We start from the raw sequence: 15517 nt of genomic DNA, 5'->3' as shown, positions 1-15517 counted from the left end.
TCAAGCATGGACAGTCGAATCAAGTCCAGGGAGGAACCATGCCGAACAACCAGGTCGCCACCGCGTCCCTCACCCCTGTCGACGTCCCGCGGGGACTCGCGGGCGTCGTCGTCACCGACACAGCACTCGGTGACGTGAGAGGCCGGGAGGGCTTCTACCACTACCGCCAGTACTCGGCCGTCGAACTCGCACAGACCCGCGGCTTCGAGGACGTCTGGCACCTGATGGTCCACGGCGAACTGCCGGACCCCGCACAGCGGGCCGAGTTCACCGCGAGGACGGCCGCCCTACGACGGCTGCCGGACGAGGTGCGGGCGGCCCTGCCGGGCATCGCCCAGGGAAGCGCGGGCAGCGGGGCGCTCGCCGGGATGCGTACGGCCCTGTCACTGCTCGGCGCGGCCTCGGGCTTCCGGCCGGTGTACGACATCGACCCCGACCGGCGTCGCGCGGACGCCCTTGCCGCCTCCGCCGCCGTACCGACGCTGCTCACGGCGCTGTACCGCCTCGGGCGCGGACTCGACCCGGTGGAACCGCGCGAGGACCTGTCGTACGCGGCGAACTACCTCTTCATGCTGACCGGTTCGAAGCCGGACGCGACGCGTACCAGGGCTATCGAGCAATACCTGATCTCCACCATTGATCACGGATTCAATGCGTCAACTTTCACCGCGCGGGTGATCGCGTCGACGGGAGCTGACGTCGCCGCGTGTCTCGTCGGGGCCGTGGGGGCCCTCTCCGGCCCTCTGCACGGTGGCGCCCCCAGTCGCGCTCTGGACACGCTGGACGCGATCGGCACGCCCGACCGCATCGACGCCTGGATCCGTGAACGCGTCCTGGCCGGTGACCGCATCATGGGTTTCGGCCACCCCGTCTACCGGACGGAGGATCCGCGCTCCCGCATGCTGCGAGGCATCGCAGAGAGCTTCGGCGGACCCCTGGTCGCATTCGCGGTCGAGGTCGAGCGGCGCGTCGAGGCGATCCTGGCCGAGCTGAAGCCGGGCCGGGAACTGCACACGAACGTGGAGTTCTACGCCGGTGTCGTCATGGAGTTGTGCGGGCTGCCCCGGGAGATGTTCACGCCGACGTTCGCGGCTGCCCGGGTCGTCGGCTGGAGCGCCAACATCCTGGAACAGGCGGAGGACTCGAAGATCATCCGCCCGGCGGCCCGGTACGTGGGCGAACCGGCGCCGCAGAGGATTCCGGCGGTGGTCTGAGTGGGCCCGGCGCCCGAAGGAGGGGACGCCGGGACCCGCGTCGACGTCAGGCGTCCGGGATGTCGGCCTTGGCTCGCACCAGCGTTTCGCGAGTGATGACGACGATGCGTTCGTAGTCGGCGCGAGCGGCGTCGGCCGGCAGCTCGCCGTCGAGAGCGTCCGTGGCCTCCACCCCGATGATGGCGAAATTGCCGTCTTCCAGTTCGAAGATGTCCGGGCAGGTTTGTCCGGTGGCGCTGCCTCTGTCAGTTGGCGACGAACCGATACGCCGTACGATTTTCACCTGGTGTTGACCTTCCCTGTCGGCAGGTTTGGGCACAGGCCTGGTGATGATTGTCCTCGAGCGTCCCGTGCTGACCGGCGCGGAGGATGCCTCAACGCCTTCGGGGGCTGTGGGGATGTCGCCCTTCGCGTGAATCAGGGTTTCGCGAGTGATGACCACGATGCGTTCGTGCTCGGCGCGGCTTGCGTCGGCAGGGAGCCGAGCGCCCAGCGTGACGGTGGCATCGGTGCCGATGACCGCGAATTTCCCGTCGGACAACTCGAAGATGTCCGGGCAGTTCTGCCCGGACACGCTTCCCCGCGCTTTGGGAGGGAGGCCAAGCCGACGGCTGATCTGACTCACTGTTCAAGTTTCCCTTGGTCTCGAGGCTGAGTGCCTGCACGCAGCGCTACGCGTCGCGAAGAGCCTGCGAGGGGGCTGGCTCGACGAACGGGCGGCACGGAGCGACGCTGTGGGGTCGACGCTTGGCGCGAGTGCGGAGCAGTCAACCCTGTTGGCATCTGGGGAAACGTGTGCATTTATCGATTCGTTACTCGGCCGACGGTGTGATCCACGAAGGTGCGGGGCGTCCGGCACGTTGGGGGCTCACCGCGGTCCCCGAGCGCTACTCGCTCGGGGGTTCACCCACAACCCACCACTCGTCGATGTCCGTCTCCTCCAATTGGCGGAGCAGATCTTCGACCATGCGTCCGAGTTCGGCTTCTTCGGACGTCTCGATCAATGTCGCGCGGTGGGGCCTGGTGGCGTACCAGTACTCGCGGAAGACGGGGTTCTGCAGGATGCCCCTTACGAAGCCGAAGAACTCTTCGCGGCTGATGTTGCCGATCCGGTAGTAGCAGAGGGCGTTGGTGTAGAGGGCATTGGCGAAGAGGAACTGCCGCTGCCTGTTGGCGGGGACGGTCTCCTCGTAGGTGTTCAGTACCTCGGCCAGCTCGGGGTCGTCCATCGCCTTGCTCAGCAGCTCCCAGTGCAGGCGCTGCTGGTGGGCGAGGTTGGCACGGTGTTGTGCGTTCCCGCTCCGCTCCAGACGCTCGACACGCAGACGCAGGGAGTCGCGAGCTCGGCGCTGTGCGGTCAGGGTCGCGAGAGCGCCCGTCACCAGGCCTACCCCCGCCGCGGCCACGGAGCCCAGCCCCGGTACCGCTACTTTCCGTGTGGCCATGTCAACCCCCGAATCAGGCGACCGTCCGCCGGTCGTCGGGTGTGGGGCGACAGGGAGCGGACCGGCGAGCGATGGGCGGCGCTTGCCGTCTCCCAGTTTTGCCGAGCGGCTCTGATCGGCAGGGAGGCGGAGAGGAGGCGCACGGAGGGAAGTGCGGGTTGCGTTTCCCGGCGCCATGCCCAACGTGTGCCCCGCGAGCGCTGCTAACAATCGTTCACTTCGCGGCGTTTCCTCCCGCTCGTATCCTGGTTCGGCATTCATTCCGCGCACGGGAGCCGGTCCACGAGCCGGTGCACGCTCAGGCACAGAGAGGGCGCATGTCGAGCCAGCAGAGTCAGTCGAGTCCGCAGATCCCGGTCGTCGTCCTCGCGGGCTTCCTGGGCTCCGGCAAGACCACCTTGCTCAACCATCTGCTGCACCACAGCGGAGGCAGCCGTATCGGCGCGATCGTCAACGACTTCGGGGCGATCGACATCGACGCCATGGCCGTCGCCGGAGCGCTCGGCGACTCCACAGTCGCCCTCGGGAACGGATGCCTGTGCTGCGCCGTCGACGCCGGCGAGCTCGACGACTACCTGGAGCGGCTCGCCAGGCCCTCGGCCGGGATCGACGTCATCGTCATCGAGGCGAGCGGGCTGGCCGAGCCGCAGGAACTCGTGCGGATGGTGCTGGCGAGTGAGAACCCGCGTGTCGTCTACGGCGGGCTCGTCGAGGTCGTGGACGCCGCCGAGTTCGACGCCACGCGCGAAAGGCACCCCGAGATCGAACGGCACCTCGCCCTGGCCGACCTCGTCGTCGTCAACAAGCTCGACCGGGCCGTGGCGGGGCGGCAGGGGCAGGGCGACGGCCCGGACGAGCCGCACGCCGACGGCGAGCGCGTGCTGCGGGCCGTCCGTGACCTCGCCGGCCGTGCCGCCGTCGTACCGGCGACCTTCGGCCGCGTCGACCCCGAGTTCCTCTTCGACTGCAGGCCGTCCGAGGAGCGCATCGGGCAGCTGTCCTTCGACGACCTCCATGTCCACCGAGACGGAGACGGACATGGAGACCACGGGGGAGACCGGGGCGGCCGCGGCGGGCATCTGCACTCCGGCTACGAGTCGTTGTCCTTCACCTCCGACGTGCCGCTCGCGCCCCGCCGCCTCATGGACTTCCTCGACAGCAGGCCCGAGGGGCTCTACCGCATCAAGGGGTACGTCGACTTCGGTCCGGCCGACCCGCGCAACCGGTACGCCGTACACGCCGTCGGACGTTTCCTGCGCTTCTACCCGGAGCCCTGGACGGGGACCGGGGAGCGGCTGACCCAGCTCGTGCTCATCGGGGCCGGCATCGACGCCCGTGCCCTCGGCAAGGAACTGGAGACATGCAAGGAGGACGCCCCGCACGCCGATGAGCACAGCATGTGGGGCGTCCTCCGCTACGTACAGGAGCAGGGCCCGCGGGAGTGACCGGGGGTCACACCGGTCCGGCCACCACCGCCACCGTCCTCGCCAGGGACACGCCCGAGCCGTCGCGGCGCGGGTCCATCTCGGGCAGCTCGGCGGGCGTGCCGTTCTTCTGCGCCGCCCGTGCCGGGGCGGGACCGGCCCAGGCCAGCGACAGGCAGTCCTCGCCCTTCAGGAACCGCTGGCAGCGCACGCCGCCCGTGGCGCGGCCCTTGCGCGGGTACTGGTCGAAGGGGGTGAGCTTGGCGGTCGTCTGGACCGAGTCGTCCAGGGTGCCGCGCGAGCCCGCGACCGTGAAGACCACCGCGTCCGCGGCGGGGTCGACCGCCGTGAACGAGATCACCTTGGCGCCCTCGGTGAGCTTGATGCCGGTCATACCGCCCGCGGGGCGGCCCTGCGGGCGGACCTGCGCCGCCTGATAGCGCAGCAACTGGGCGTCGTCGGTGATGAAGACCAGGTCCTCGTCGCCGGTGCTCAGCTCGACGGCTCCGACGATGCGGTCGCCGTCCTTGAGCGTGATGACCTCCAGCTCGCCCTTGTTCGACGGGTAGTCCGGGACGACGCGCTTGACGACACCCTGCGCCGTGCCGATCGCGAGGCCCGGTGACGACTCGTCCAGCGTCATCAGGCAGACCACCGTCTCGTCCGCCTCCAGGGAGGGCAGGAACTCCGAGATCGGTGCGCCCCCGGAGAGGTTGGGCGCCGTCGCCGAGTCCGGCAGCTGCGGGAGGTCGATGACGTTCAGGCGGAGCAGGCGGCCGGAGGAGGTGACCGCGCCGATCTCGCCCCGGGCCGTCGCCGGCACCGAGGAGACGATCACGTCGTGCTTGGTGCGCTTGCCGTCCGTGTCCTCGGAGAAGGGGTCGCCGTTCGCCGTGCGGGCGAGCAGGCCCGTGGAGGACAGCAGGACCCGGCACGGGTCGTCCGCGACCTGGAGGGGGACGGTGGCCGCCGGGGAACCGGCGGACGCCAGCAGCACCGTACGCCGGTCGGTGCCGAACTTCTTGGCCACGGAGGCCAGTTCACCGGAGACCAGCTTGCGCAGCTCCGCGTCCGACTCCAGGATGCCGGTCAGTTCGTCGATCTCGCCGTTCAGCCGGTCGCGCTCGGTCTCCAGCTCGATGCGGTCGAACCGGGTGAGCCGGCGCAGCGGCGTGTCCAGGATGTACTGCGTCTGGATGTCGCTGAGCGAGAAGCGCCCGATCAGACGCTCCTTGGCCTGGGCGGAGTTGTCGCTGGAGCGGATCAGCCGGATGACCTCGTCGATGTCGATCAGGGCGATCAGGAGCCCGTCGACGAGGTGCAGGCGGTCGCGCTTCTTGGTGCGCCGGAACTCGCTGCGCCGGCGGACGACGTCGAAGCGGTGGTCCAGGTAGACCTCGAGCAGTTCCTTGAGGCCCAGGGTGAGGGGCTGGCCGTCGACCAGAGCCACGTTGTTGATGCCGAAGGACTCCTCCATCGGCGTCAGCTTGTAGAGCTGTTCGAGGACGGCCTCGGGCACGAAGCCGTTCTTGATCTCGATGACCAGGCGCAGGCCGTGCGAGCGGTCGGTGAGGTCCTTGACGTCGGCGATGCCCTGCAGCTTCTTCGCGCCGACCAGGTCCTTGATCTTGGCGATGACCTTCTCGGGGCCCACGGTGAAGGGGAGTTCGGTGACGACGAGGCCCTTGCGGCGGGGTGTCACGTTCTCCACGGCGACCGTGGCGCGGATCTTGAAGGTGCCGCGGCCCGTCTCGTACGCGTCCCTGATCCCGGAGAGACCGACGATCCGTCCGCCGGTCGGCAGGTCGGGGCCGGGGACGTACTTCATCAGGGTGTCCAGGTCGGCGCCCGGGTGGCGGATCAGGTGGCGGGCGGCCGCGATGACCTCCCCGAGGTTGTGCGGCGGCATGTTGGTCGCCATGCCGACGGCGATGCCGGAGGCGCCGTTGACCAGGAGGTTCGGGTACGCCGCCGGGAGGACGCCGGGCTCTTGCTCCTGCCCGTCGTAGTTAGGGGCGAAGTCGACGGTGTTCTCGTCGATCGACTCCGTCATCAGGGACGTGGCGTCGGCCATCCGGCACTCGGTGTACCGCATGGCGGCGGGCGGGTCGTCGTTGCCCAGGGAGCCGAAGTTGCCGTGGCCGTCGACCAGGGGGAGCCGCATGGAGAAGGGCTGCGCCAGCCGCACGAGGGCGTCGTAGATCGACGCGTCGCCGTGGGGGTGGAGCTTACCCATGACCTCGCCGACGACGCGGGCGCACTTCACGTAGCCGCGGTCGGGGCGCAGGCCCATCTCGTTCATCTGGTAGACGATGCGGCGGTGTACGGGCTTGAGTCCGTCACGTGCGTCCGGCAGGGCGCGCGAGTAGATGACCGAGTACGCGTACTCGAGGAAGGAGCCCTGCATCTCGTCGACGACGTCGATGTCGAGGATCCGCTCCTCGAAGTCGTCGGGCGGCGGGGTCTTCGTGCTGCGGCGGGCCATCGCTGCTGCGGCTCCTTCACCAACATGAACGGGATCTGACGCGCACCATTGTGGACCGCCGCACTGACAACGCCGACCACGACCCGTCATTAAGGGCCCCGGGCGGGGCCGGGGACCCGCCCCCGCCGGGCACGCGGAGCCCGCTTGCCGCAGGGCACCGGCCCCCACCGTGATCCCCGGCCGGCCTCCGTCGCGGCCCTCCCGGCCTGCCCTCGCCGGCCCGCCCGTCCGCGTCTCCGGACCCTCGCCCTCGACCGGCCGGGACCTTCCCGTCCCGTCCCGTCCCGGACCGCTCCGTCCGTCCCGGCCCGGGTCCGCCGCGGCGACCGGCGGCTTCGGCTCGCACACCGGTCCGCCTGCGGGTCACGGAAGTCTCGCTGTGGGCGTACGAGGTGCGGGAACTTCGCCAGGCGTCTGCGCGCTTGCATACAGTGGCAGGACCGGCAGGAATTCTGCAGTTTTCCGCGATCGAAGGGACGTACATGCCCATGGGTCACACGGCCACAGCTGAGGCAGGCTCCGGCGGCCTGACAGCGACCGAGCACCGCCTGGCCAACGGCCTGCGCGTGGTGCTCTCCGAGGACCACCTGACCCCGGTCGCGGCGGTGTGCCTCTGGTACGACGTCGGCTCGCGCCACGAGGTCAAGGGCCGTACCGGCCTCGCCCACCTCTTCGAGCACCTGATGTTCCAGGGCTCCGGCCAGGTGAAGGGCAACGGGCACTTCGAGCTCGTCCAGGGCGCGGGCGGCTCGCTGAACGGCACGACGAGCTTCGAGCGCACCAACTACTTCGAGACCATGCCCGCCCACCAGCTGGAGCTCGCCCTCTGGCTGGAGGCCGACCGCATGGGCTCGCTCCTCGCCGCGCTGGACGAGGAGTCCATGGAGAACCAGCGGGACGTCGTCAAGAACGAGCGCAGGCAGCGCTACGACAACGTGCCCTACGGCACCGCGTTCGAGAAGCTGACCGCCCTCGCGTACCCGGAGGGCCACCCCTACCACCACACCCCGATCGGGTCGATGGCGGACCTGGACGCGGCCACCCTGGAGGACGCCCGCGCGTTCTTCCGCACCTACTACGCGCCCAACAACGCGGTGCTGTCGGTCGTCGGGGACATCGACCCGGAGCAGACGCTCGTCTGGATCGAGAAGTACTTCGGTTCCATCGCCGGGCACGACGGCAAGCCCGCACCGCGCGACGGCTCCCTGCCGGACATCATCGGCGAGCAGCTGCGCGAGGTAGTCGAGGAGGAGGTCCCGGCCCGCGCGCTGATGGCCGCCTACCGCCTCCCGGAGGACGGCACACGCGCGTGTGACGCGGCCGACGTGGCGCTGACCGTCCTCGGCGGCGGCGAGTCGTCCCGCCTCTACAACCGGCTCGTACGCCGGGACCGTACCGCCGTCGCCGCCGGGTTCGGCCTGCTGCGGCTCGCCGGGGCACCCTCCCTGGGCTGGCTCGACGTGAAGACGTCCGGCGACGTCGAGGTGCCGGTCATCGAGGCGGCCGTGGACGAGGAGCTCGCCCGGTTCGCCGAGGAGGGCCCCACGGCCGAGGAGATGGAGCGCGCCCAGGCCCAGTTGGAGCGCGAGTGGCTGGACCGGCTCAGCACGGTCGCCGGCCGCGCCGACGAACTGTGCCGCTACGCCGTCCTGTTCGGCGACCCGCAGCTGGCCCTGACCGCCGTGCAGCGGGTGCTCGCCGTCACCCCCCAGGAGGTGCAGGAGGTCGCCAAGGCCCGGCTGCGCCCCGACAACCGCGCGGTGCTCGTCTACGAGCCCGTCGCCGCCGAAGAGGCGCAGGCCGCCGAAGCCACCGACGAGGACGAGGAGTCGGCCAAGTGACCGAGCTCGCGACCATGGAGTTCCACCCGCAGCCCCAGGCCGGCGAAGCCAAGCCGTGGGCGTTCCCGGCGCCCGAGCGCGGCACGCTCGACAACGGCCTGACGCTGTTGCGCTGCCACCGCCCCGGCCAGCAGGTCGTCGCCGTCGAGGTGTTCGTCGACGCGCCCCTGGAGGCCGAGCCCGCGGGCCTCGACGGTGTCGCCACGATCATGGCGCGCGCGTTCTCCGAGGGCACCGACAAGCACTCCGCCGAGGAGTTCGCCGCCGAGCTGGAGCGCTGCGGCGCCACCCTCGACTCGCACGCCGACCACCCGGGCGTCCGCCTGTCCCTCGAAGTCCCGGTCTCCCGGCTGGAGAAGGCGCTCGGGCTGCTCTCCGACGCGCTGCGGGTACCGGCGTTCGCGGACAGCGAGATCGAGCGGCTGGTGCGCAACCGGCTGGACGAGATCCCGCACGAGGCCGCCAACCCGGCCCGCCGTGCCGCCAAGGAGCTCTCCAAGGAGCTGTTCCCGGCCACCTCGCGCATGTCGCGTCCGCGCCAGGGCAGCGAGGCGACGGTCGAGAAGATCGACGCGGCGGCCGTACGCGCCTTCTACGAGAAGCACGTCCGCCCCGCCACCGGCACCGCCGTCATCGTCGGCGACCTCACCGGAATCGACCTGGACGCGCTGCTCGCGGACACCCTCGGTGCGTGGACCGGCTCGTCGGCCGAGCCGCGCCCGGTGCCGCCGGTGACCGCGGACGACCGGGGCCGCGTGATCATCGTCGACCGCCCCGGTGCCGTGCAGACGCAGCTGCTCATCGGCCGCGTCGGAGCCGACCGTCACGACCGCGTGTGGCCCGCCCAGGTGCTCGGCACCTACTGCCTCGGCGGCACGCTCACCTCGCGCCTGGACCGCGTCCTGCGCGAGGAGAAGGGCTACACCTACGGAGTGCGGGCGTTCGGCCAGGTGCTGCGCTCGGCCCCGGACGGCTCGGGTGCCGCGATGCTCGCCATCAGCGGCTCCATCGACACGCCCAACACGGGTCCCGCCCTGGACGACCTCTGGAAGGTCCTGCGCACGCTCGCCGCGGAGGGCCTGACGGACGCGGAGCGCGACGTGGCCGTGCAGAACCTCGTGGGGGTCGCCCCGCTCAAGTTCGAGACGGCGGCGGCGGTCGCGAGCACGCTCGCGGACCAGGTCGAGCAGCACCTCCCGGACGACTACCAGGCGACCCTCTATCAGCAGCTCGCCGCCACGGGCACGGTGGAGGCCACCGCCGCGGTCGTGAACGCCTTCCCGGTGGACCGGCTGGTGACCGTCCTGGTGGGCGACGCCGCGCAGATCGCGGAGCCCGTGAGGGCGCTCGGGATCGGTGAAGTCAGCGTCGTACGAGCCGAGTAGGACCGTGCGGACAAGGACCCCGGTGACCGAGAGGTCGCCGGGGTTCTCGCGTTTACCCATGGTCCATCCGGGGTTTCACGCGCGCTTACCCGACTTCGTCCTCAATATGTCCGTATTGCTAGGTGGTTGCCCTTCTGCCCTGTGGCATGCACTACAAAAACCGCGATCCGTTTGTCGATCGAAAGACGCCCCCCTTAGCGTCAATCCGGCTGTTCGTCAGGCAGTGCGCCGCGTCCGCGGCACCGGACAGTCATCGCCGAGTCCCCGTACGGCGCGAGCCAGGGGAGCCGGGGACCCATCGCAGTCCCTGGGGTGAATCGGGCGTCCTTCCTCGCGGAGGAGGCCCGTAGGAGACCTTCCTGCTCCGAACCCGTCAGCTAACCCGGTAGGCGAGAGGGAAGGAAAGGACCAGCCCCTTCATGGCGTTCACCCGTGCCACCGGGAAGCATCGTCGTCCGAGCCGGATCACGCGGACCACCAAGAGTGCGGCGGGCGTGGCGGCTCTCACCACCACCGGTGTCATCGGAACCCTGGCCGCCCCGGCGTTCGCCGCGGACACCGCCGTCCAGCAGACCGGGCTCACCCAGGCCATCACGATCGGCGACACGGTCGCCGAGCAGATCGACGCGCAGGCCGCCGCCCAGCAGCACGCCGCCGAAGAGGCCGCGGCGCTGAAGAAGGCCGAGGAGGCCGCGCGGCAGCGCGCTCTGGCCGAGGTGAAGGAGGAGCGCGCGGCCAAGGCGCGCGCCGCCCGCGCCGCCGAGCGCAAGCTCCTCAACACCTTCGTCGCGCCGATCGCAGGCTCCTACGTCTCCACCGGCTACAAGACCGGTGGCAGCCTCTGGTCCTCCGGCAGCCACACCGGCGTCGACTTCCACGCCGCGTCGGGCACCGTCGTCCACGCCGTCGGCGCGGGCACCGTCGTCACGACCGGCTGGGGCGGTGCCTACGGCAACCAGGTCGTCATCAAGATGCACGACGGCACGTACACCATGTACGGCCACCTGTCGTCCATCAGCGTCACCGAGGGGCAGACGGTCACCCCGGGACAGCAGATAGCCCTCTCCGGGTCCACCGGCAACACCACCGGACCCCACCTCCACTTCGAGGCCCGTACGACGGCCGAGTACGGCTCGGACCTCGACCCCGTCTCGTATCTGCGCTCGCACGGCGTCAGCCTCTGACACCCGTACGACTTTCGAAGGCCCCGGCTCCGTGAGCCGGGGCCTTCGTCGTTTCGAACGGCCCTCTGTCCAAAAAATAGCCATGGATTCCGGTCCGCCGTCGGAAATTCCGTCCCGCTGCAATAGAGTCACTGAACGGGCGTCAATCGACGGCGTTTCGCGATGATTAAGGCGGAGGTCCGCTCATGCGCATTCCGGCGCACTCGGTATGCACGGCGATCCGTGACGACATCGTCGCGGGTGTCTACGAGCGCGGCGGCCGGCTCACCGAGGAACTGCTCGCCCGCCGCTACGGCGTCTCGCGCGTCCCGGTGCGCGAGGCGCTGCGCACCCTGGAGGCCGAGGGCTTCGTCGTCACCCGGCGGCACGCGGGCGCGTGCGTGGCCGAGCCCACCGAGCAGGAGGCGGCCGACCTCCTGGAGATGCGGATGCTGCTGGAGCCGCTGGGCGCCGCGCGGGCCGCGCAGCGCCGCACCGAGGCCCACCTCAAGGTGCTGCGCGGACTGGTCAGGCTGGGGCAGGAGCGGGCCAGGAGGGGCCACAGCGAGGATCTGCGGTCCCTGGGGGTCTGGTTCCACGAGACGCTCGCGCAGGCGTCCGGAAGCCCCGCGCTCACGTCGACGCTCGCCCAGCTGCGGCACAAGATCGCCTGGATGTACGCGGTGGACGCCCCTGCCAGTCCCGCGGAGTCCTGGGCCGAGCACGGCGGCATCGTGGACGCCGTCGCACGCGGGGACAGTGAGCGGGCGCGCGCCATCACCGCGCTGCACACCGAGCGCGCCGGCTCCGCGCACCGCTTCCGCTCGCCCGGCCGGGGCGACCTCGCGGACCGTGTGAGGACTTCGCAACATCCCGTAAACACGTCGGGCCTGCGGCATTAACAGAAGCGCCGTATACAAAGAGGGATATGTGGCGGGGGAGTATTTCCGCTGCCTTCTTTTCCGTGCGCCGGTAATTCACGGGGGCGCTTTTTCCGCATGCTCCGGACGCCGTGTTCGGGCCGGGAGCGGAAAATGGTCGGGGGCGGTGCACGGAAAAGACCCGGACGGATGCGGGGGCTTCCGTCCGGGCATGGAAAACGGCGAAGCCGCGTCGGCCCGGTCCGGGTTCGACGCGGCTTCGCCGCATGCGGGGTGTCCGCGGGGTCAGACGGTCTCGGGAAGCTCGTCGAGACCCTCGGAGACCAGCTTGGCCAGACGGTCGAGCGCGGCGTCCGCACCCTCGGCGTCGGAGGCCAGGACGATCTCCTCGCCGCCCTGGGCGCCGAGGCCGAGGACCGCGAGCATCGACGCGGCGTTGACGGGGTCGCCGTCCGCCTTGGCGATCGTCACGGGGACGCCGGAGGCCGTGGCCGCCCGGACGAAGATGGAGGCGGGGCGGGCGTGGAGGCCCTCGGCCCAGCCGACGTTGACGCGGCGCTCAGCCATGTGATGCTGCCCTTCGAGTGTTTCAGGGTTGTCTAGACCAGTGTCCCATACGGTGGAGCGTGTCCCGGCGGCCCGCGAACGGGACCCGGGCGGACTCCGCCTCCAGGATGCCCCCCGAAGCCGCCGCCGGACCTGCCCTCAAGGGGTGTCGCGCGCCCGGGCCTGCGCCGCGACGGTGTCGGACCCGCGCCGTACGCTGGGCCCCATGCAGACGTCGTCGGACCGGCACGAGTACCCCGCCCACTGGGAGGCCGACGTGGTGCTGCGCGACGGCGGCACCGCGCGCATCCGGCCCATCACGGTCGACGACGCCGAGCGGCTGGTCAGCTTCTACGAGCAGGTCTCGGACGAGTCGAAGTACTACCGCTTCTTCGCGCCCTACCCGCGCCTGTCCGCCAAGGACGTCCGCCGCTTCACGCACCACGACTTCGTGGACCGCGTGGGACTCGCGGCCACCGTCGGCGGCGAGTTCATCGCCACCGTGCGCTACGACCGCATCACCCCCGACGGACTGCCCGCCTCCTCCCACCCGGCGCCCGCCGGCCCCGACGGCGGACAGGCGCCCCCCGTCTCCGACGAGGCCGAGGTCGCCTTCCTCGTCCAGGACGCCCACCAGGGGCGCGGCGTCGCCTCGGCCCTCCTCGAACACATCGCGGCGGTGGCCAGGGAGCGCGGCATCCGCAGGTTCGCCGCCGAGGTGCTGCCGGCCAACAGCAAGATGATCAAGGTGTTCACGGACGCCGGCTACCAGCAGAAGCGCAGCTTCGAGGACGGCGTCGTCCGGCTGGAGTTCGACCTGGAGCCGACGGACCGCTCACGCGCCGTCCAGTGGGCGCGGGAGCAGCGGGCCGAGGCGCGGTCCGTGCAGCGGCTGCTCGCGCCGGGCTCGGTGGCCGTGATCGGAGCGGGCCGCACCCCCGGGGGAGTCGGCCGCAGCGTCCTGGACAACCTGCGCGACGCCGGCTTCACCGGCCGCCTGTACGCGGTGAACCGGGCGTTCGAGGAGAAGGAGCTGGCCGGCGTCCCGGCCCACCGCTCCGTCCGGGAGATCGCCGAGCCCGTCGACCTGGCGGTCGTCGCCGTCCCCGTGGAACAGGTGCCCGAGATCGTCGCCGAGTGCGGCGTGCACGGCGTGCAGGGACTCGTCGTGGTCTCCGCCGGATACGCGGAGAGCGGTCCCGAGGGACGCGAGCGCCAGCGCGAGCTGGTCCGCCAGGCCCGTACGTACGGCATGCGCATCATCGGGCCCAACGCCTTCGGGGTCATCAACACCTCCCCCCGGGTGCGCCTCAACGCCTCCCTCGCGCCGGAGATGCCGCGCGCCGGCCGGATCGGCTTGTTCGCCCAGTCGGGGGCGATCGGCATCGCGCTGCTGTCCCGGCTGCACCGGCGCGGCGGCGGCGTCACGGGCGTCACGGGCGTGTCGACGTTCGTCTCGTCCGGCAACCGTGCGGACGTGTCCGGCAACGACGTGCTCCAGTACTGGTACGACGACCCGGACACCGACGTCGCCCTGATGTACCTGGAGTCCATCGGCAACCCCCGCAAGTTCACCCGGCTCGCCCGGCGGACCGCGGCGGCGAAGCCGCTGGTCGTCGTCCAGGGCGCGCGGCACGGCGGGGCCGCCCCGCAGGGCCACGCCGTACGGGCCACCCGGCTCCCGCACGCGACGGTCTCCGCGCTGCTGCGGCAGGCCGGCGTCATCCGCGTCGACACGATCACCGAGCTCGTCGACGCGGGACTGCTGCTGGCCCGCCAGCCGCTTCCGCAAGGCCCCAGGGTCGCGATCCTCGGTAACTCGGAGTCGCTCGGCCTCCTCACCTACGACGCCTGCCTCGCCCAGGGACTGCGCCCGCTGCCCCCGCTCGACCTGACGACGGCGGCCTCGGCGGACGACTTCCACGACGCGCTGGCCCACGCGCTGGCCGACGACGACTGCGACGCCGTGGTGGTGACCGCCATCCCGGCCGTGGGGGAGACGTCCGCGGCCGACGCGGCGCTGGCCGAGGCGCTGCGCTCGGCCGCCACGGCCGCGCCCGCCAAACCGGTGCTCGTCGTCCACGTCGAGCTGGGCGGTCTCGCCGAGGCGCTGTCCGCCGCCGCGAGCACCGCCCCCCAGCCGGCCGGGGCCCGGACCTCCCCGGCACCCTCCGAGCGGACCGCCGGGACGCCGCGCCCGGCGGAGCGCGCAGCCGGCGACGACCTCGCCGCGAGCCCCCGCCTCATCCCGGCGTACCCCGCCGCCGAGCGGGCCGTCCGCGCCCTCGCCGAGGCCGTGAAGTACGCCCAGTGGCGCCGCGAGGCCGCCGACCCCGGCAAGGTCCCGGAGTGCGAGGACATCGACGAGAGGGGCGCCGCCGCGCTGATCGACGGACTCCTCGCGAGCACTGAGGGGCTCACGCTGGGCCCGGACGAGACCTGCGACCTCCTCGGGCGGTACGGGATCGCCGTCCGCAGGGCCCTGCCCGCGCCCACGCCCGACGACGCGGCCGAGGCTGCCCGCACCCTCGGCTACCCCGTGGCCCTCAAGGCCACCGCCCCGCACCTGCGCCACCGCGCCGACCTCGGGGGCGTCCGGCTCGACCTCGCCGACGAGGAGCAACTGCGCCGGGCCTACGCCGAGTTGACCGAGCTGTTCGGCACGCCGGAGGAGCTGCGGCCGGTCGTCCAGGCCATGGCGCCCCGCGGGGTCGACACCGTCGTAAGGGCCGTCATCGACCCGGCGGCCGGTGCCGTGCTCTCGTTCGGGCTGGCCGGGGCCGCGTCCCAGCTGCTCGGCGACACGGCGCACCGGCTGATCCCGGTCACCGACCGGGAGGCGGCCTCGCTGGTGCGGTCGGTGCGGACGGCGCCGCTCCTGTTCGGCTGGCGCGGCTCGGCCCCCGTCGACACGGCCGCCCTCGAAGAGCTCATGCTGCGCCTGTCGCGGCTGGTCGACGACCACCCGGAGGTCGTCGCGGTCTCCCTGGAGCCGGTCGTCGTCGCGCCGCACGGCGTGAGCGTCCTCGGTGCCACCGTGCGGCTCGCCCGTCCCCCCGCCCGCGACGACCTGGGCCCCCGCACGCTCCCCGTCGTCTGACCGCGCCCCGCCGCCCCCGCCGGGTGGCCCGTC

Annotated in this window: 11 protein-coding genes, 1 pseudogene and 1 riboswitch; of the genes and pseudogenes, 7 read left to right on the top strand and 5 right to left on the bottom strand. The window is 71.5% G+C overall.

Annotated elements, in window-relative coordinates; translation table 11 throughout:
- Window positions 1–38 precede the first annotated feature (38 nt).
- Complete coding sequence (locus ACFYQQ_RS04195; protein WP_355782893.1) at window positions 39–1214, top strand: citrate synthase/methylcitrate synthase; 1176 nt, start codon at window positions 39–41, stop codon at window positions 1212–1214.
- 46 nt (window positions 1215–1260) lie between these two features.
- Here ACFYQQ_RS04195 and ACFYQQ_RS04190 read toward each other — a convergent pair whose 3' ends face one another.
- The 3 genes and pseudogenes from ACFYQQ_RS04190 to ACFYQQ_RS04180 all read right to left on the bottom strand — a co-directional run bounded on the left by ACFYQQ_RS04190 (window position 1261) and on the right by ACFYQQ_RS04180 (window position 2596).
- A complete protein-coding gene (locus ACFYQQ_RS04190) occupies window positions 1261–1497 on the bottom strand; it encodes a hypothetical protein (RefSeq protein WP_355782912.1) in 237 nt (78 codons plus the stop codon).
- Window positions 1498–1602: 105 nt separating this feature from the next.
- Window positions 1603–1839: pseudogene (locus ACFYQQ_RS04185) on the bottom strand (hypothetical protein); the annotation flags it as partial.
- A gap of 262 nt (window positions 1840–2101) precedes the next feature.
- Window positions 2102–2596: a DUF6082 family protein gene (locus tag ACFYQQ_RS04180; protein ID WP_355782891.1), complete on the bottom strand. Its 495-nt coding sequence runs from the start codon at window positions 2594–2596 to the stop codon at window positions 2102–2104.
- A gap of 380 nt (window positions 2597–2976) precedes the next feature.
- On the opposite strand from ACFYQQ_RS04180, the gene ACFYQQ_RS04175 reads away from it, so the two are divergent.
- A complete protein-coding gene (locus tag ACFYQQ_RS04175) occupies window positions 2977–4104 on the top strand; it encodes a CobW family GTP-binding protein (protein ID WP_388903308.1) in 1128 nt (375 codons plus the stop codon).
- 7 nt (window positions 4105–4111) lie between these two features.
- On the opposite strand, the gene ACFYQQ_RS04170 is transcribed toward ACFYQQ_RS04175, so the two are convergent.
- Window positions 4112–6568 carry a DNA topoisomerase IV subunit A gene (locus tag ACFYQQ_RS04170; RefSeq protein ID WP_355779085.1) on the bottom strand — a complete coding sequence of 819 codons (2457 nt, stop codon included), beginning with the start codon at window positions 6566–6568 and terminating at the stop codon, window positions 4112–4114.
- Between the two features lie 482 nt (window positions 6569–7050).
- Between ACFYQQ_RS04170 and ACFYQQ_RS04165 the strand changes: the two genes are divergently transcribed.
- The 4 genes from ACFYQQ_RS04165 to ACFYQQ_RS04150 all read left to right on the top strand — a co-directional run bounded on the left by ACFYQQ_RS04165 (window position 7051) and on the right by ACFYQQ_RS04150 (window position 11859).
- Window positions 7051–8409 (top strand): pitrilysin family protein, encoded by a 1359-nt coding sequence (locus ACFYQQ_RS04165; RefSeq protein WP_355779088.1) that lies wholly within the window; start codon window positions 7051–7053, stop codon window positions 8407–8409.
- Entirely contained in the window at window positions 8406–9794 is a 1389-nt protein-coding gene (locus tag ACFYQQ_RS04160; RefSeq protein ID WP_388903305.1) for a M16 family metallopeptidase, read from the top strand. The genes ACFYQQ_RS04165 and ACFYQQ_RS04160 overlap by 4 nt, the downstream gene beginning before the upstream one ends.
- Before the next feature lie 244 nt (window positions 9795–10038).
- Window positions 10039–10201: riboswitch (cyclic di-AMP (ydaO/yuaA leader) on the top strand.
- Window positions 10202–10213: 12 nt separating this feature from the next.
- The gene (locus ACFYQQ_RS04155) at window positions 10214–10978 is read left to right on the top strand and encodes a M23 family metallopeptidase (RefSeq protein WP_355789693.1); all 765 of its coding nucleotides are present in this window, start codon (window positions 10214–10216) and stop codon (window positions 10976–10978) included.
- Window positions 10979–11163: 185 nt separating this feature from the next.
- Window positions 11164–11859: a GntR family transcriptional regulator gene (locus tag ACFYQQ_RS04150; protein ID WP_355789691.1), complete on the top strand. Its 696-nt coding sequence runs from the start codon at window positions 11164–11166 to the stop codon at window positions 11857–11859.
- Between the two features lie 264 nt (window positions 11860–12123).
- Here ACFYQQ_RS04150 and ACFYQQ_RS04145 read toward each other — a convergent pair whose 3' ends face one another.
- Window positions 12124–12405: an HPr family phosphocarrier protein gene (locus tag ACFYQQ_RS04145; protein ID WP_355789688.1), complete on the bottom strand. Its 282-nt coding sequence runs from the start codon at window positions 12403–12405 to the stop codon at window positions 12124–12126.
- Window positions 12406–12610: 205 nt separating this feature from the next.
- Between ACFYQQ_RS04145 and ACFYQQ_RS04140 the strand changes: the two genes are divergently transcribed.
- Window positions 12611–15484, top strand: coding sequence for a GNAT family N-acetyltransferase (locus tag ACFYQQ_RS04140; protein ID WP_388903300.1), 2874 nt, complete (start codon window positions 12611–12613; stop codon window positions 15482–15484).
- Window positions 15485–15517 lie beyond the last annotated feature (33 nt).

Source organism: Streptomyces sp. NPDC005496, from assembly GCF_042872045.1.
Taxonomy (GTDB): domain Bacteria; phylum Actinomycetota; class Actinomycetes; order Streptomycetales; family Streptomycetaceae; genus Streptomyces.
This window is presented reverse-complemented; position numbering and strand designations above follow the sequence as displayed.